This window comes from Brevibacterium sediminis, assembly GCF_024895295.1.
Lineage (GTDB): Bacteria > Actinomycetota > Actinomycetes > Actinomycetales > Brevibacteriaceae > Brevibacterium > Brevibacterium sediminis.
In genome coordinates this window covers 79,883-95,233 of record NZ_JAHQRN010000012.1, presented here as the reverse complement: position 1 = coordinate 95,233, position 15,351 = coordinate 79,883, and the positions used below count along the sequence as shown (strand labels likewise).

11 protein-coding genes and 1 riboswitch are annotated in these 15,351 nt (G+C 65.7%); of the genes, 1 reads left to right on the top strand and 10 read right to left on the bottom strand.

The features are described 5' to 3' along the window. Positions 1-89 precede the first annotated feature (89 nt). The 10 genes from ectA to KTJ89_RS19045 form a co-directional block, all read right to left on the bottom strand. Positions 90-485 (bottom strand): diaminobutyrate acetyltransferase, encoded by a 396-nt coding sequence (ectA, locus tag KTJ89_RS19090; RefSeq protein ID WP_229664249.1) that lies wholly within the window; start codon positions 483-485, stop codon positions 90-92. Positions 486-1,189: 704 nt separating this feature from the next. Continuing rightward, positions 1,190-2,734 carry an L-serine ammonia-lyase gene (locus KTJ89_RS19085; protein WP_259358948.1) on the bottom strand — a complete coding sequence of 515 codons (1,545 nt, stop codon included), beginning with the start codon at positions 2,732-2,734 and terminating at the stop codon, positions 1,190-1,192. Between the two features lie 150 nt (positions 2,735-2,884). Beyond that, positions 2,885-3,283, bottom strand: coding sequence for a glycine cleavage system protein GcvH (gene gcvH / locus KTJ89_RS19080; RefSeq protein ID WP_180987788.1), 399 nt, complete (start codon positions 3,281-3,283; stop codon positions 2,885-2,887). Between the two features lie 112 nt (positions 3,284-3,395). Then, entirely contained in the window at positions 3,396-4,658 is a 1,263-nt protein-coding gene (locus KTJ89_RS19075; RefSeq protein ID WP_259358947.1) for a glycine cleavage system aminomethyltransferase GcvT, read from the bottom strand. Further along, a complete protein-coding gene (gene gcvP, locus KTJ89_RS19070) occupies positions 4,658-7,591 on the bottom strand; it encodes an aminomethyl-transferring glycine dehydrogenase (protein WP_259358946.1) in 2,934 nt (977 codons plus the stop codon). The genes KTJ89_RS19075 and gcvP overlap by 1 nt, the downstream gene beginning before the upstream one ends. 129 nt (positions 7,592-7,720) lie before the next feature. Next, a riboswitch (glycine riboswitch) is annotated at positions 7,721-7,836 on the bottom strand. A gap of 309 nt (positions 7,837-8,145) precedes the next feature. Continuing rightward, the gene (locus tag KTJ89_RS19065; RefSeq protein WP_259358945.1) at positions 8,146-9,435 is read right to left on the bottom strand and encodes an MFS transporter; all 1,290 of its coding nucleotides are present in this window, start codon (positions 9,433-9,435) and stop codon (positions 8,146-8,148) included. Positions 9,436-9,526: 91 nt separating this feature from the next. Then, on the bottom strand, positions 9,527-10,609 hold the full coding sequence (locus tag KTJ89_RS19060) for a phosphotransferase family protein (protein WP_172172384.1): 1,083 nt from the start codon (positions 10,607-10,609) through the stop codon (positions 9,527-9,529). Further along, on the bottom strand, positions 10,606-11,865 hold the full coding sequence (locus tag KTJ89_RS19055; protein ID WP_259358944.1) for an acyl-CoA dehydrogenase family protein: 1,260 nt from the start codon (positions 11,863-11,865) through the stop codon (positions 10,606-10,608). The genes KTJ89_RS19060 and KTJ89_RS19055 overlap by 4 nt, the downstream gene beginning before the upstream one ends. Further along, complete coding sequence (locus KTJ89_RS19050; RefSeq protein ID WP_259358966.1) at positions 11,862-12,626, bottom strand: SDR family oxidoreductase; 765 nt, start codon at positions 12,624-12,626, stop codon at positions 11,862-11,864. The genes KTJ89_RS19055 and KTJ89_RS19050 overlap by 4 nt, the downstream gene beginning before the upstream one ends. Before the next feature lie 53 nt (positions 12,627-12,679). Continuing rightward, on the bottom strand, positions 12,680-14,425 hold the full coding sequence (locus tag KTJ89_RS19045) for a class I adenylate-forming enzyme family protein (RefSeq protein WP_259358943.1): 1,746 nt from the start codon (positions 14,423-14,425) through the stop codon (positions 12,680-12,682). Between the two features lie 260 nt (positions 14,426-14,685). Between KTJ89_RS19045 and KTJ89_RS19040 the strand changes: the two genes are divergently transcribed. After that, positions 14,686-15,300, top strand: a complete 615-nt coding sequence (locus KTJ89_RS19040) for a TetR/AcrR family transcriptional regulator (protein ID WP_259358942.1) — start codon at positions 14,686-14,688, stop codon at positions 15,298-15,300. Positions 15,301-15,351: the final 51 nt, after the last annotated feature.

Here is a 15,351-nt window from a genome sequence, read left to right as displayed (position 1 = left end):
CTCACTGCGGGCGATCTCTTCCGCCTCCTGGCACCTGGCGCGTCCACGCCCTTGGAACAGGGGGCCGCGCGGCGCCGGGGTGAGGCTCGTTATAGGGGTGCGATCTCGTAGAGGTACTCGGTGTCGTGGCCGTCCGGGTAGAGGTCCGGGGTGAACAGCGGCCGACGGTCGAATCCGGCGCCGCGCTTTTCGGCGAATGCCTGAAACAGGCGGTTGGACGCCGCATTGTCGTCGGTGATCGTCGTCTCCATGCGGAGAGCGCCGGTCCGGTCGGCCAGTTCATGGAGCATGGTCGATGCGAGTCCGTGTCCACGGAAGTTCTCATTGACGGCGACCTGCCAGATCATCAGGGTGTCCGGATTCTCCGGACGGGTGTACCCGGTGATGAAGCCGGCGGGCTCTCCGTCGATTCGTGCGATCACCGAGGTGTCCGCGAAGTCGCGGCACCACAGCAGGTACGAGTACGAGGAGTTCAGGTCGAGCACGGCTGTGTCTTTCGCGAGCCGCCATAGATGTTGTCCGTCCTCCAGTTCTGGAGTCCGGACGTCGATTTGCGTCTTCGGTTCAGCGAGTGCGTTAATCACGCCAACAAACCTAACGGGCTGAGATCGAGCGTCAACCTCGAAAGTGCCGATTCCGGGGTACTTCCGCAACGATCCTCCCGAGCTACCGACATGTAACGGACCCGGCTTTCCCCATGGCATCTCTGGGATGTGACGGGGCGCTCCTTCGCGCTCATACCGCGCCAGAGGTTCGTTATCGTTTCGTTACATTTGGGAGCAGTTGGAACAAGGGTTCCACGTGTTCCATGTCACTTCACTTGAATTTGGATAGCAAGGTGTCCTGTTGCCCGAGGTTGCCGTCTGAGGCTCTGCGGGCGGGTTCGAGGCGGCTGCGAGGTAGTTCGCGCAGGCGCGAAGGTGTTCGCGCCTGCGCCGCCATCAGCCGGATGCTGCGCGCCTGCCGCCGCCGACACGAGTTAAGTGTGCGAAGAATGTCGCTTTGAGGCCGATTTTCGGCATTCTTCGCACACTTAACTCTTTCTCCCCGCTGCTTCAGGCCGCTGCAGAGGTACGGAAGTAGATGAGTGCGCAAAGCCGGCTCGAGAGGCCGCGACTCAGGTGAGCGCCGCTTGACTGGCTCCGAACCTCAGACGCACTGACCTCAGCACTCGACGACCCGTCCTGCCTCAGCACTCGACGACGTTGACGGCGAGGCCGCCCATCGCTGTCTCCTTGTACTTCGAGGACATGTCCGCGCCGGTCTGGCGCATCGTCTCGATCACCTCGTCGAGGCTGACCCGGTGCTGGCCATCGCCCCACAGAGCCATGCGGGAGGCGTTGATGGCCTTGCCGGCGGCGATCGCATTGCGTTCGATGCAGGGGACCTGCACGAGCCCGGAGATCGGGTCGCAGGTCAGTCCGAGGTTGTGCTCCATCGCGATCTCGGCGGCGTTCTCCACCTGCTCGGGTGTTCCGCCCATAACGGCAGCCAGTCCCCCGGCGGCCATCGACGAGGCGGATCCGACCTCTCCCTGACAGCCCACCTCGGCGCCGGAGATCGACGCCCGCTCCTTGTAGAGGACTCCGATGGCTGCCGCGGTGAGCAGGAAGTCGACGATTGCTCGATGCTTCGCGGACTCGCCGCCTTCCTTGACTGCGGGGACGTAGTTGAGCGCATAGTGCAGCACGGCGGGGATGATGCCGGCCGCCCCATTCGTCGGCGCGGTGACGACGCGGCCTCCCGAGGCGTTCTCCTCGTTCACGGCCATCGCGATGAGGTTGACCCATTCGAGGTAGTAGCCGGGATCCCGGTCGGGGTCCTCGGCCTTGAGTTTGAGGTACCAGTCGTGTGCGCGGCGGCGGACCTTGAGCCCTCCGGGCAGATAACCGGAGCGGTCCAGGGACGCCGAAGCGCATTCCTCCATTACCGAATAGATGTGGAGCAGTCCGTGCCGGATCTCATCCTCGTCGCGCATCGACAGTTCGTTGGCCTGCATGATCTCGGCGATGGACAGATCGTTCTCGCGGCAGCGCTGAAGCAGCTCGACGCCGGAGTGGAAGGGGTAGGGCAGCTCTTCGTCGTAGGACTCGAGTTCGGCGTCGACGACAGAATCCGCGACCGCGAACTCGACACCCGCGCCTGCACCGCCGCCGTCGGCGTCGCCGGACGCAACGTCGCGACCGTCGCCAGCCGCAACGTCGCCGCCGTCATCGGCAGCTGCACCATCCTCGGCGGTCTTCTCTTTCTCGAGGAATTCGGTCTCCGAAGTCACGAATCCGCCGCCGACGGAGTAATAGGTCTCCTCGGCGAGAGTCTCCCCGGCAGCGTCGTAGGCGGTCACGGTCATGGCGTTCGTATGGCGCGGGAGGACGGTCAGCGGTCGTTTGACCATGTCATCCTCGGTGAACTTGAGTTCGACGCCGTTGCCGGTCGAGTCGCCGAGGATGATCGTCCCGGTCTCGGACATCCGTGTCCGCCGGGCGGTCAGTTCGTTGGCTTCGATGAGATCGGGGCGGCAGCCTTCGAGGCCGATGAGGATGGCGTCGAAGGTCCCATGGCCGGCACCGGTGGCGGCCAGGGAACCGAACACGTCGACGCGCAGATCCGCCACGGAGCTCAGCGAATCGCTAAGGAGGTCGATGAAGCTCGCGCCGGCACGCATCGGTCCGACGGTGTGGGAGCTCGACGGTCCGATGCCGACCGTGAAGAGGTCGAAGACACTCAATGGCATGGCAATCACTTCGTTTCTGATGAGATGACGACGGGGCCGACCGAACAGCCGTGCACTCACGTGCATGGCAAGCCGATGCCGACGATGTGTCGGCACCGACCTCGACCGACCCCGCTTCAGGGTTTATATCCTCCGCCCGGAGGATGAGGCTCAGAGGGAGTTCGCCTCGGCGTAGCCGGCGGCGTCCATGACTTCGCCGACCTCGGTCACGGCGACCTCGAACAGCCAGCCCTCACCGTAGGGGTCGGAGTTGAGCAGTCCGGGTGAGTCCACGGCCGCCTCGTTGATCGTGACGACCTCGCCGGTGACCGGGGTGTATAGGTCGGACACGGACTTCGTGGATTCGACCTCGCCGCAGGTCTCACCTGCGGTGACGGTGTCGCCGACCGCTGGCAGGTCGACGTAGACGACCTCGCCGAGGGCATCGGCGGCGACGGCGGTGATGCCGACCTTGACGGTCTTGCCGACGAGCTCATCGGCAACGCCGTCGACCCATTCGTGTTCGGCGGAGTAGGTGAAGTTCTGCGGGAGCGGGGGCAGCTGTGCCATATGTCTTCCTTACTGTGACTGCCGCCGGAAGGGGCGGTCACGACGTTGTTGTGCCAGGTGGGACCAGTCTACGAGTCGCCGGTCCCACCAGGATGAATTGTGGGTGAGAGCTTCAGTCGGCCTGGCGCTTGTAGAACGGCAGCTGAGTGACGGTGAAGTCGTGCGCCTTGCCGCGGATGTCCACGGTCACGGCGGTGCCCACCTCGGCGCGGTCCCGGTCGATATAGGCCAGGGCGATCGGGTGGCCGAGCGTCGGCGAGGGCTGACCGGAGGTGACGGTGCCGACCTCGGCGCCGTCGATCGACACGGCGGCTCCGGAACGACCGGCGCGGCGTCCCTCCGAACTCAGGCCGACGAGCACGCGCGGCGGTTCGGTCTCTCCGAGCTTCGCCAGCGCCTCGCGGGCGAAGAAGTCGTCCTTCGTGTTGAACCCGATCATCCGGCCCAGTCCCGCATCGTACGGGGTGGTGTTCTGATCGAGTTCGTTGCCGTAGAGCGGCATTCCGGCTTCGAGGCGCAGCGAATCGCGTGCAGCCAGACCACAGGGAACGAGTCCGTAGTCCGCACCCGAAGTCACGAGCGTGTTCCACAGGCGGGTGGCGCCGATGTTGGGGACGTAGAGCTCGAACCCGTCCTCACCGGTGTATCCGGTGCGGGCGAGCATGAGGTCGATCCCGGCGATCGTCAGCGGCATCCACGCGTAGTACTTGAGTTCGCGCACCGCCTGACCGATGGTGATCTTCGCATCCCCCGCCGAGGTGGCTCCCCCGTTGGCATCGTCGGTGACCTGGGCCTTCGCCTGGTCACCGGCGCCGGTGCGAGGTCCGAATTCGCCGTGGCCGGATTCGTCGAGGGCGCGCAGGATGATCGCCTCCGAGTTCGGTCCCTGCACTGCGATGAGCGCGGTGGCGTCGGATTCGTCGGTCAGGTGCACATCGGAGCCGGGTGCGACGGTCTGCACGAACTGGTGCACGCGTTCCTTGAGCGCGGCGACCACGGGGGGCGTGTTCGAGGCGTTGGGGACGATGAGGAACTCTTCGTCGCCGATGCGGTAGGTGATGAGGTCGTCGAGCAGGCCGCCTGACTCGTTGACGATGACTCCGTACTTGGCCTTGCCGATCTTCATCTTCGAGTACTTCGCGACGAGGGCATAGTCGAGGAATGCGGCGGCGTCGGTTCCGGCGATGCGCACCTCACCCATGTGGGAGAGGTCGAAGAGGCCTGCGGCCTCACGCACGGCACGGTGTTCGGCGAGTTCCGAACCGTACTTCAGCGGCATGTCCCAGCCGCCGAAGTCGGTGAACGAGGCACCGAGCTCGGCGTGGATGCTGTGCAGCGGCGTCTCTTTGGGTGTGTTCGCGGTCGTATCGGTCATCACTTGTCCTCTTCCTCGAACTCTTCGAAGGCCTCTGGCGGCGGGCAGGAGCACACCAGGTTGCGGTCGCCGTAGGCTCCGTCGATGCGGCTGACCGGCGGGAAGTACTTCGTGAGGCGCAGCCCGGGAACGGGGAACACCGCGGTCTCGCGGCTGTACTTGCCGTCCCAGTCGTCCATCACTGCGGTCGCCGGGTGCGGCGCGAGGGCCAGCGGCGACTCTTCGTAGGTATACGACTTGCCGATCTCATCGATCTCAGCGCGGATGGTGCGCATGGCCTCGATGAAGCGGTCAAGCTCGTCCTTGTCCTCGGACTCGGTGGGTTCGACCATGAGGGTGCCGGGCACCGGGAAGGCCAGGGTCGGGGCGTGGAAACCGAAGTCGACGAGGCGCTTGCAGACATCTTCGGCGGTGACTCCCGTCGCCGAGGTGATCGCGCGGAGATCGAGGATCGTTTCGTGGCCGACGAGTCCGTTCTCTCCCGAGTAGAGGATCGGGTAGACGTCGCCGAGCTTCTTCGCCAGGTAGTTCGCACCGAGCAGAGCCGAGCGCGAGGCCTCGCGCAGCCCTTCGGCACCCATGAGTTCGAGGTAGGCGAAGCTGATGGGCAGGACTCCTGCGGAGCCGAACATCGATGCGGAGATCGGCAGCTCCTTGGCATCCGGGTCACCGGCGACGAGCTCCGGCAGCGTGGCATCGCCGGGCAGGTACGGAGCAAGGTGTTCGCGAACCGCCACAGGGCCGACTCCGGGGCCGCCTCCTCCGTGGGGGATGCAGAAGGTCTTGTGCAGGTTGAGGTGGGAGACGTCGCCGCCGAATTCGCCGGGCTTGGCGAGTCCGACCATGGCGTTGAGATTCGCACCGTCGACGTAGACCTGGCCGCCGGCGGCGTGGACCTTGTCGCAGACCTCGCGGATCTGCGGTTCGAAGACTCCATGGGTCGACGGGTAGGTGATCATGATGCCGGCGATCTTGCCTTCGTGCTTGGCGATCTTCGCATCGAGGTCGTCCATGTCCACGGAGCCGTCATCGGCCGTCGCGACGACCTGCACCTGGAGTCCGGCGAGCACCGCGGAGGCGGCGTTCGTGCCGTGCGCGGACTGCGGGATGAGTACGACGGTGCGGGCGTCGTCCCCATTGGCCACATGGTAGGCGCGGATGGCGAGCAGTCCGGCCAGCTCACCCTGCGAGCCGGCGTTGGGCTGCAGGGACACGCGGTCGTAGCCGGTGACCTCGACGAGCGAGTCCTCGAGGCGGCCGATGAGTGCGCGCCAACCCTTGGTCTGCTCGGCCGGGGCGAAGGGGTGGATGGAGGCGAATTCCGGCCAGGTGATGGGTTCCATCTCGGCGGCGGCGTTGAGCTTCATCGTGCACGAGCCCAGCGGAATCATCGTCCGGTCCAGTGCGAGGTCACGGTCGGCCAGAGTGCGCAGGTAGCGCATCATCGAGGTCTCGGAGCCGTGGGCGCTGAAGACGGGGTGGGTGAGGAATTCGGTGTCCCGGTGGAACGACGCCGCGAATGCGGGCTCGGGCACGGCGTTGGCTCCGAAGGTTCCCGCCGAGGCGGCTTCGAAGTCGTCCGCGTCGACCCGGGCAAGGATGCCGAGGGCCTCGAGCAGGCCGTTGGCATCGGCGACGGTGTGGGGTTCGCCGAAGGAGACGCCGACGGTGGTGTTGTCGATGACGCGGATGTTGTATCCGGCCTGGTCGGCGACGTAGCGGGCGGCTTCGGCATCGGCCACGCGCAGGGCCACGGTGTCGAAGAATTCCCAGGTGAGCACCTCGGCGCCGGGGGCGGTGTCCGCGGCACCTGCGAACGCGTGGGCGAGGCGGTGGACGCGGGAGGCGATGCGGGTCAGACCGACCGGGCCGTGGTAGACGGCGTACATCGAGGCGACGTTGGCGAGCAGGGCCTGCGCGGTGCAGATGTTCGACGTCGCCTTCTGGCGGCGGATGTGCTGTTCGCGGGTCTGCAGGGCCAGACGGTAGCCGGGCTTGCCCTGGGCGTCCTTGGACACTCCGACGAGGCGGCCGGGCAGCTGGCGCTGGAGTCCGGACTTCACGGCCATGAAGCCGGCGTGGGGGCCGCCGAAGAACAGGGGCACACCGAAGCGCTGGGCCGAGCCGACGGCGATGTCCGCACCCTGGGAGGCGCAGTCCTTGAGCAGAGTCAGGGCCAGCAGGTCGGCATCGAAGGTCACGAGCGCACCGCGGTCGTGTGCTCCGTCGACGGCTTCGGTGAAGTCGCGGATGGCTCCGGTGGTGCCGGGCTGGGCGCAGACGATGCCGAAGATGTCTTCGCCGACGAGGCCCTCGGCGAGGTCGGCGACGGTGACGCGGAAGTCCATAGCCTTCGCCCGGGCGCGGACGACGGCAATGGTCTGCGGGTGGAGTTCGGAGTCGAGGACGACGGTTGTCCCCTTCTTCACGGCTCGACGCATGAGCAGGACCGCCTCGGCGACGGCGGTGGCCTCATCGAGGAGGGAGGCATTGGCGATGTCGAGGCCGGTGAGGTCCTGGACGACCTGCTGGAAGTTCAGCAGCGCTTCGAGCCGGCCCTGGGAGATCTCGGGCTGGTACGGGGTGTAGGCGGTGTACCAGGCGGGGTTCTCGACGAGGTTGCGGCGGATGACGGCCGGGGTGATCGTGTCGTAGTAGCCCTGGCCGATGAGCTGGGTGCGCATGACGTTCTGTTCGGCGAGGTCGCGCAGGTCGCCCAGCACATCGAATTCGGAGCGGCCGGCGGGCAGGTTGAGCTCGGTGTTCTGGATGGATTCCGGGACGGCAGCGGAAGAGAGCGCTTCCAGGGAGTCATAGCCGAGTTCGGCGAGCATGGCCTGCACGTCGTCGGCGCGGGGGCCGATGTGGCGGTCGGAGAAGGGGCGCGCGGTGTCCCCTGTTGCCTGCGTCGTATGGGCGAGTGAACTGGTCAATTGCCGTCCTTGGGTCGGTGTCGCGCCCACCGAATTGGAGGACGCAGCGATCGCTGAGTGTCCTCCCCGATCTGTCGGATGCGTGGTCGCACCGCACGTGTGCGGCGAACTCGCGTCCTTCAGATATGCCTGCAATCGGTGGTACTGGGCCTGAGAGTTTCCCGGGGAGGGAATTGCACCTACGGCGCTGCTCGGAAGTCCGGCTCGATTCGGCCCGACTGCGGCAGCTCTCCCACGTCTTGTCTTAGCGGCGTATGAAGTTATGTGCAGAACCAGTTGGGCCTCTGAAGCCCCCGGCTGAGACTGCGCCTCCGATTCTAGTGAATGAAATCACCCCCGACAAACCCCCTGCTGGCCCCCTCGCTGTGGCCACTCTTCCAACCGCCGCGAGGACCAGCTCCCCGCGGCAGATCCCCTGTATCTCCCATGCAGAAATAGGTCGCTATCGGATACTTTCCTTGCTCAGAAGTATCCGATAGCGACCTAGATTCGGGCGCCGAAGCCCGTTAGCGACCTAGATTCGACGAGGCGGCGCTGCGGTCCCGCCGCGATGTTCAGATCGCGTTGAGGTCCTTGCCCTTGGTCTCGGGCAGCTTGACCACGGCGACGATCGTTGCCAAGCAGAGCAGGACCACCCAGCCGCTGGAGAGCCAGCTGAGGTCGAGCGAGTTGAACAGTCCATTGAGATATGGTGCCGTTCCGCCGAACACAGCCACAGAGACCGAGTAGGCGAAGCCGATTCCCTGGGTGCGGACCTTCGTCGGGAAGGCCTCGGACAGGACTGCCGACAACAAGGCTCCTGCCATCGAGACCACGAGCAGTGCCAGCGTCGACGCAACGAACAACGTCCAGCCGGTGTCCGTGATCATGCCCATGAGCGGATACTGCAGGATCGCCATGAGCACTCCGAAGCCGACGAGCACCGGCCGACGACCGATCCGGTCGGAGAGGAATCCCCAGAAGGGCAGCGACGCGAGTGCGATGATCTGCGCACCGACGGTCGCCCAGTAAGCGGTCTGCGCATCCATACCGCGCTCGGTGATCGCCAAGGTCGACGCGTACGACGTCCAGGTGTAGTGAGCCGCGGTGATACCGGAGGTCATGAGCACGACGAGGACGATCGCACGGGCCACGCGGCCGCGATCCAGCGGGGTCGGGTCGACAACTTCTTCCGCTTCATCGGCTTCGAAGACATCGCTTTCGACCATTCCGCGCCGCATCCACAGCGCGACGAGCGCGAGCAGACCGCCGAGCGCGAACGGAATCCTCCATGCCCAGTCGGAAACTGCCGCCTCGGAGAAGACGTTCGTGATCACGCCCCCAATCGTGTAAGCGACGACCGAACCGCCGAAGATGGCGACGAAGACGATTGAGCCCCAGAAACCGCGCTTGTGGGCCGGAGCGATCTCAGCGATATAGGAGTTCGCCGTTGCCGACTCCCCTCCGTGGGCGAAGCCCTGTGCCACTCGGATGAGAAGGAGGATGAGTGAGGCGAAGACGCCGATCTGACCATAGGTCGGCAGGACGGCGATGAGGAACGAACCGCCTGCCATGATGAGCATCGTGACGATGAGAACGAACTTGCGCCCCTTCACATCGGCGATCTTCCCGAACACGATGCCGCCCAGGGGTCTCATGAGGAACCCGACGGCGAAGACGCCGAGGGTCGCGAGGACGGAGGAGACTGTGTCCTCGCTGTTGAACATCGCGGCGGCGATGAAGGGCGTGAACACCGCGTAGGCGCTCCACTCGTACCATTCGAGGATATTGCCGATGGTGCTCGCGACGACGGATCGCCGTTTCAGCTGCAGAGGCACCTTTGTCTCTGCGATCGTATCGGTCATGGCTTCCTTTCCACTGCTTCATTGGAGGTGGTGATGCTGTATATCTCTGTGGTGGTGTTCGGTGGTGCGGATACTCCTATCTCGCTCGCCGTCACACGACGGTGGAGGCGACGGCTTCGGCGGCTGCGATGAGTTCGGGGACCCCGGTCTCGAGGCTGCCGGTGAAGTTACCGGCCGACGGCGCCTCTCCGTTGAGCCATCTGGTGTAGATGGCTTCGCTGAAGATCGCGGCCTTCCACAGCGCGAAGGCCTCGTACCAAGGCAATACGGACAGGTCGAGGCCCGTCTTCTGCTGGTAGCGCTCGGCGAGGTCGGAACGGGTGAGGAACCCCTCCCCCGCAGTGACCGGGGTGAGGTCCATGACCGTGCGCGGATTCTCGCGGTCGGTGTAGGTGACGAGGAAGTAGCCGAGGTCGGCGAGCGGATCGCCGAGGGTCGACATCTCCCAGTCGAGGATCGCTGCGACCTCGACCGGCGTCGAGGACGCGATCATCGCGTTGCCGGCACGGTAGTCGCCATGGACGACCGCGTGCCGCTGAGTGGCCGGAATGCTCGCAGCCAACCACTCACCGAGGCGGCTGACCTGGGGCAGCGACCGCTGAGTGTTCTTCCCCCAGAGGGAGGCGAACAACTTCACCTGGCGCTCCAGGTACCCGTCCGGACGACCGAGCGCGGCCACCTCGGGAACTGCGACGTCGACCGAGTGGAGGTCGACGAGGCGGTCGACGAGGGCTTCGCTGAGAGCTCGACGGTCGGCCGCCTCGGCGAGGAAATCGGGCAGTGTGTCGGTGACGACGGTGCCCGGCACGAAATCCATGATGTAGAACGGCACGCCGAGGACCGATTCGTCCTCGCAGACGTGGAGGATCGTGGGCACGGCCACTCCCTGAGCGCCGAGGACCTTCTGGATCTTCGCCTCCCGGACCATGTCGTGAGTCGATTTCGGGATCGGCGGGCGCGGTCCGCGGCGCAGCACCACATCGAGGTCATCACGCCGGATCCGGAAGGTGACGTTCGACTGGCCCTCGCCGATGCGATCCCAGCGGACGGGACCGGACCCGAGGCCATGCGTGTCGAGGTAGTCGGTGAGGACGTCGACGATGAGCAACGGCGGTACGGACAGTGCCTGCGCCTCGGCCGCGGTGTCGACGACGTCGATGAGCTTCTCGGTCAACGCGCCTCCCTCACGATGTCGAGGCGGGGAGCTCCCGCGGCGACTTCCTTGCGCCGCTTCGATGAGGCACGACGGGAGATCGCAAACTTGTGCGTCTCGGTGGCGCCGTCGTAGATGCGGAACGGACGGACGTCGTTGAGGTACTGGACGAGTGGCAGCTGGTCGGAGACGCCGTCTCCGCCGGTGAGCTGGATGGCCCGATCGATGACACGGTAGACGGCTTCGGAGCAGTAGACCTTCGCGATCGAAGATCTGGAGTTCGCTTCCTTCGCATCGGTGGCGAGCACTTCGGAGGTCTTCGTGATCATCGCGTCAGAGGTTTCGATGTCGATGACCGACTGCGCGATGAGCTCCTGCGCGAGGCCCTGACGTGCGAGGACGTCGCCGAATGCCTCGCGATGTTCGGCACGGTCGAGAGCCGTGTCCAGCGCCCGGCGGGCCAGTCCCAGCCACCGCATGCAGTGCGTAAGGCGGGCGGGTGCCAGGCGAACCTGGGCGTAGGCGAATCCCTTGCCGGGTTCGCCGAGGATCGCCGAGGTGGGGAAACGAACATCGTCGAAGTGGACGTAGGGATGGCCGCCGGCGATCGTACGATCGACGGTGTGGATCGGCCGCCCGACGCTGACACCCGGGGTGTCCTTTGGCACGAGGAACATCGTGGCCGCCTGGCCCATCTTCGCCTGCGCGGAACCCGAGCCCTCGGTCGCAGCGGCCGACTCCTCGGCGTCGGTGGCGGCCATGACGACGAAGAAGCTGCACAGCTCAGCTCCGGAGATGAAGCGCTTGTCACCGGTGATGACCCACTCGTCACCGTCCTTGACCGCGCGGGTCGCCAGCGCCGACGGGTCGGAGCCGGTGCCTGGATGTGGTTCGGTCATGGCGAAGGAGGAGCGGACGTCGCCGGCGGCCAGCGGGGCGAGGAACCGCTCCTTCTGCTCCTGCGTGGCGATCTGGGCGAGCATGTGCATATTGCCCTCATCGGGTGCCATGCAATTGAGCACGGCGGGCCCGATCGGCGAGTAGCCTGCCTCCTGGAACACCGGGGACCAGAACTCGATCGGCACGCCCTGGCCGCCCCACTCAGCAGGCACGTGTGGAGCGAAGACTCCGGCCTCCTTGGCTTTGGCCTTGAGGTCGGTCAGAACCCCTTCGTCGAGGTAGTCCCCGGGATGAGGTTCGGCGGGTATGACGACGTCGCGGATGAAGGTGCGGGTGCGCTGGCGCAGCTCTTCGACGTCTGCTGGAATGTGGCTCATGCTGTGCCTCCTGCTGTGATGAGTCCGCCGTCGGCGGTGAGGATCTGGGCGGTGATCCAGTCGGAGTCGGACGACGTGAGGTAGGCCGCAGCTGCGCCGATGTCCTCGGGAGTGCCGAGCCGGCCGGCCGGATAGGCGGCGGTGACTTCGGCTTCTCTGCCTTCGTATAGCGCGGTGGCGAAGCGGGTCTTGACGACGGCAGGGGCAATTCCGTTGACGCGGATATCGGGTCCGAGTTCGACGGCAAGGGTCTTCACGAGGTGGGCCACGGCGGCCTTCGAGACGCCGTAGAGGCCGATGCCCTTGCTCGGATTCTGGCCGGCGACCGAGGAGATGGACAGGATCCGACCCTTGTTCTCCCGGAACTTCAGTCCCTCGTGATGGACGGCCCCCTGGGTCCAGGCCAGAGTGCCGAGAACGTTGACCTCGAGGATCTTGCGGGCGGCATCGAGCTCGATGTCGATAGTGTCACCGTAGACCGGGTTGATGCCGACGTTCGTGACGAGGACGTCGAGGCGGCCGAACTTCTCGGCGATCGTGTCGAACACCTCGGCCCGGTGAGCCGAGTCATCGGCCTTTCCCGCGATGCCGATCACGGTGCCGTCGGGGAATTCTGCGACAGTCTCGGCAAGCGGTTCGGGCTTGCGGGCGGTGAGGACGACGGTCGCCCCTTCGACTTGCAGCCGCTTGGCGATGCCGAGTCCGATGCCGCGACTCGATCCCGTCACGAGGGCGACCTGCCCTTCGAAACGGCGTCCCATCGGTGATTCGCTCAATGTCTCTCCTGTCTTGAATGGTTGCCGGTCAGTGGTGCCTATCTATCTGACGCTGCTTCTCTTCCGGAGTCTCGCAGCAGCCTGCGTTGGATCTTTCCGGTATGCGTCTTCGGCAGGTCTGACATGACGTGGACGGTGCGCGGGTACTTGTACGCTGCGAGGCGTTCTTTCGCGAAGGCGATGAGCTCCTCGGCGCTGACGTCTTGGCCGGTGCGCAGGGAGACGTAGGCGACGACGGTCTCGCCGCGGTAGTCGTCGGGCTGGCCGACGACGGCGGCTTCGAGCACGGCCGGGTGTTCATAGAGGACGTCTTCGACCTCGCGCGGCCACACCTTGTAGCCGGAGGCGTTGATCTGGTCCTTGATCCGATCGACGAGATAGATCCAGCCGGCTGCGTCCATGACTCCGACATCGCCGGTGCGCAACCAGCCCTCGTCGAAGGCCGCCTCGTTGGCTTCGGGCTTGCCGAGGTAGCCGGGCGTGATCTGAGGCCCGCGCAACTCGAGTTCGCCGGCGCTAGAATCGGTGATGACGGTCCCGTCGGCGATGTCGACGATGCGGGCTTCGAGTCCGGGGAACGGCACGCCGATGGCCAGGGTGTCCGTGGCCGGGTCGACGGGCGCCTCCGTGTTCGGCGGGACTCCGATGACCGCGGAGGCGGTTTCGGTCATCCCGTAGATGTTGTGGATGTAGTGGCCGAACCGGTTCCGGAAACGCTCGACCGTGGCCGGCGGCACGGGGGCTCCACCGGAATAGAGGTAGCGAATGCTCTGCAGGTCCTCGGCTGTGGCGGACTCGTGTTCGAGCAGTGCGTTGTAGACGGTGATCGAGCCGATGGTCACGGTGACCTTGTCATCACGGATGGCGGCGACGATCTTGTCCGCGTTCACGCGGCCGATGAAGTCGAGCGTGATCGGGAAGATCAGCGAGGTCGCCGCGCAGGCGACGGCTCCGGTGATGTGGAAGAGCGGGGCGATGGCGAGCATGACGTCGCCTTCGTCGAGGTTCAGCCAATCTCCGTACGACCGGGCCACGGCGAGAACATTGCGGTGGGTGCCGACGGCGCCTTTGGCCGGCCCGGTCGTGCCCGATGTGTAGGTGAGCAGGGCGGCGTCGTCGAGGCCCGGCAGCAGTTCGGTGCGGTGATCGGGCGCGTCGGTGCGCTTGGAGGCGAGGAAGGGACCCCACGAATAAACGGCGATCCCGGACTCGGCGGGGGTCGCCTCGGCGGGAGTGGTTTCTGACTCACGGACAGCTGCGGTCTGGGCGTCGCCGGTGAGGTCAGAGGGGTCCCGATCGTATTCGTCGTCATCGGTGATGAGCACCCAGGTCAGGGAGCCGCCGGTGAGGGTCTCACGAACCTGGCCGAGGTCTGCTTCGTCGCAGATGAGCGCCGAGGCGGCCGAGTCGTCGATGAGCGCGCGCAGTTCGCGGCCGCGGTACATGGGGTTGAGGACGAGGGGGACGACGCCGATCTTCCAGGCCGCAAGCAGTGCCACGGCGAACTGCAGGACGTTCTGGAGGTAGATGCCGACGATATTCGACTTCTGCGGGCCGCGGGAGAGGAACCCGGCGGCGAGCGCCTCGGCTTCACGGTCGATGTCGGCGGCGGTGAACCTGCGGCCACGGTAGGTCACGGCAATCTGACTTGGGGCCGCCTCGACACGGGCGTTCCACGCATGGGCCGTGGATGCGTCATGGATCTCCGGCGTCTCACCGACTCCGGCAGGGTAGAGCCGCGTCCACACATGCTGCGTGGTGGTGGAAGTTCTGTCGGCTGCCATCTGACTGTCGCCCCTCATCGTGTCGGGACCGGAGCATCTCCGCTTCGGCCGACCGAGCGCTCGCTCGGTTAGTTCTGTATCATAGGTCACACGATGACCGGGCGCAAGGGCGGCCGGGCCTGACTGTCAACCGTTCGGGCAGAAAAGCGATCGAACTCAGAGATGGAGGAACGCTTCGGGGGTCGAATGAAACCGCGGGGCACGAATGGCCGTAGATTAGGGATGAGAAGACAGTGAGACGGAGCAGGCAGGGACAACTCGTGAGCAATGCACCCATGATCGATTGGCGGGACTACGATGCCCCGCTGCTCTCGCCGATCCTCCAGGCCGCTCTCGACAGCTTCGTCACGGGCGGATTCCACGGCACGAGCATCCGCCAGCTGGCCGGCGCAGCCGGGCTGTCAGTGCCAGGCCTCTATCACCACTTCGCATCGAAGCATGCGATCCTCGCCGAGATCGACCGCCTGGCGATGGAGGATCTGTGGCAGCGCAGCGTCGCGGCACTCGCCGACGGCGGGCAGGAGCCGACCGCCCGCTTCGACCGACTCATCGAATGCCTGCTGCTCTTCCACGCGCACCAGTCCGATCTCGCCTTCATCGCCTTCAGCGAGATCCGAGCGCTGAAGGATCAGCACCGGGATGCTCATATCGCCGCTCGTGACCGGCAGCAGAAACTCCTCGACGAGGTGGTCGAGGAATGCGTTGCCGACGGCAGCTTCACCACGGAATACCCGCGGGACGCCTCACGAGCGATCACGACGATCTGCACGGGCGTCTCGCAGTGGTACCGGGCCGGCGGCGAACTCGACCCGGCTGGCGTGGCCGAACGCTACGGCGAGATCTGCGCGCACGCCGCCGGCCTTCCGGTGAAGTAAGGGTGGTGCCTGGCGACCCGGTGAAGTAACGGTCGCCCGGCCACAAGTTGC

Bases quoted from the DNA above. Each gene is read 5' to 3' on its own strand.
- KTJ89_RS19045 (WP_259358943.1), bottom strand. From the start codon at position 14,425: ATGGCAGCCGACAGAACTTCCACCACCACGCAGCATGTGTGGACGCGG.
- KTJ89_RS19050 (WP_259358966.1), bottom strand. From the start codon at position 12,626: ATGGGACGCCGTTTCGAAGGGCAGGTCGCCCTCGTGACGGGATCGAGT.
- KTJ89_RS19055 (WP_259358944.1), bottom strand. From the start codon at position 11,865: ATGAGCCACATTCCAGCAGACGTCGAAGAGCTGCGCCAGCGCACCCGC.
- KTJ89_RS19065 (WP_259358945.1), bottom strand. From the start codon at position 9,435: ATGACCGATACGATCGCAGAGACAAAGGTGCCTCTGCAGCTGAAACGG.
- gcvH (WP_180987788.1), bottom strand. From the start codon at position 3,283: ATGGCACAGCTGCCCCCGCTCCCGCAGAACTTCACCTACTCCGCCGAA.
- KTJ89_RS19085 (WP_259358948.1), bottom strand. From the start codon at position 2,734: ATGCCATTGAGTGTCTTCGACCTCTTCACGGTCGGCATCGGACCGTCG.
- KTJ89_RS19075 (WP_259358947.1), bottom strand. From the start codon at position 4,658: ATGACCGATACGACCGCGAACACACCCAAAGAGACGCCGCTGCACAGC.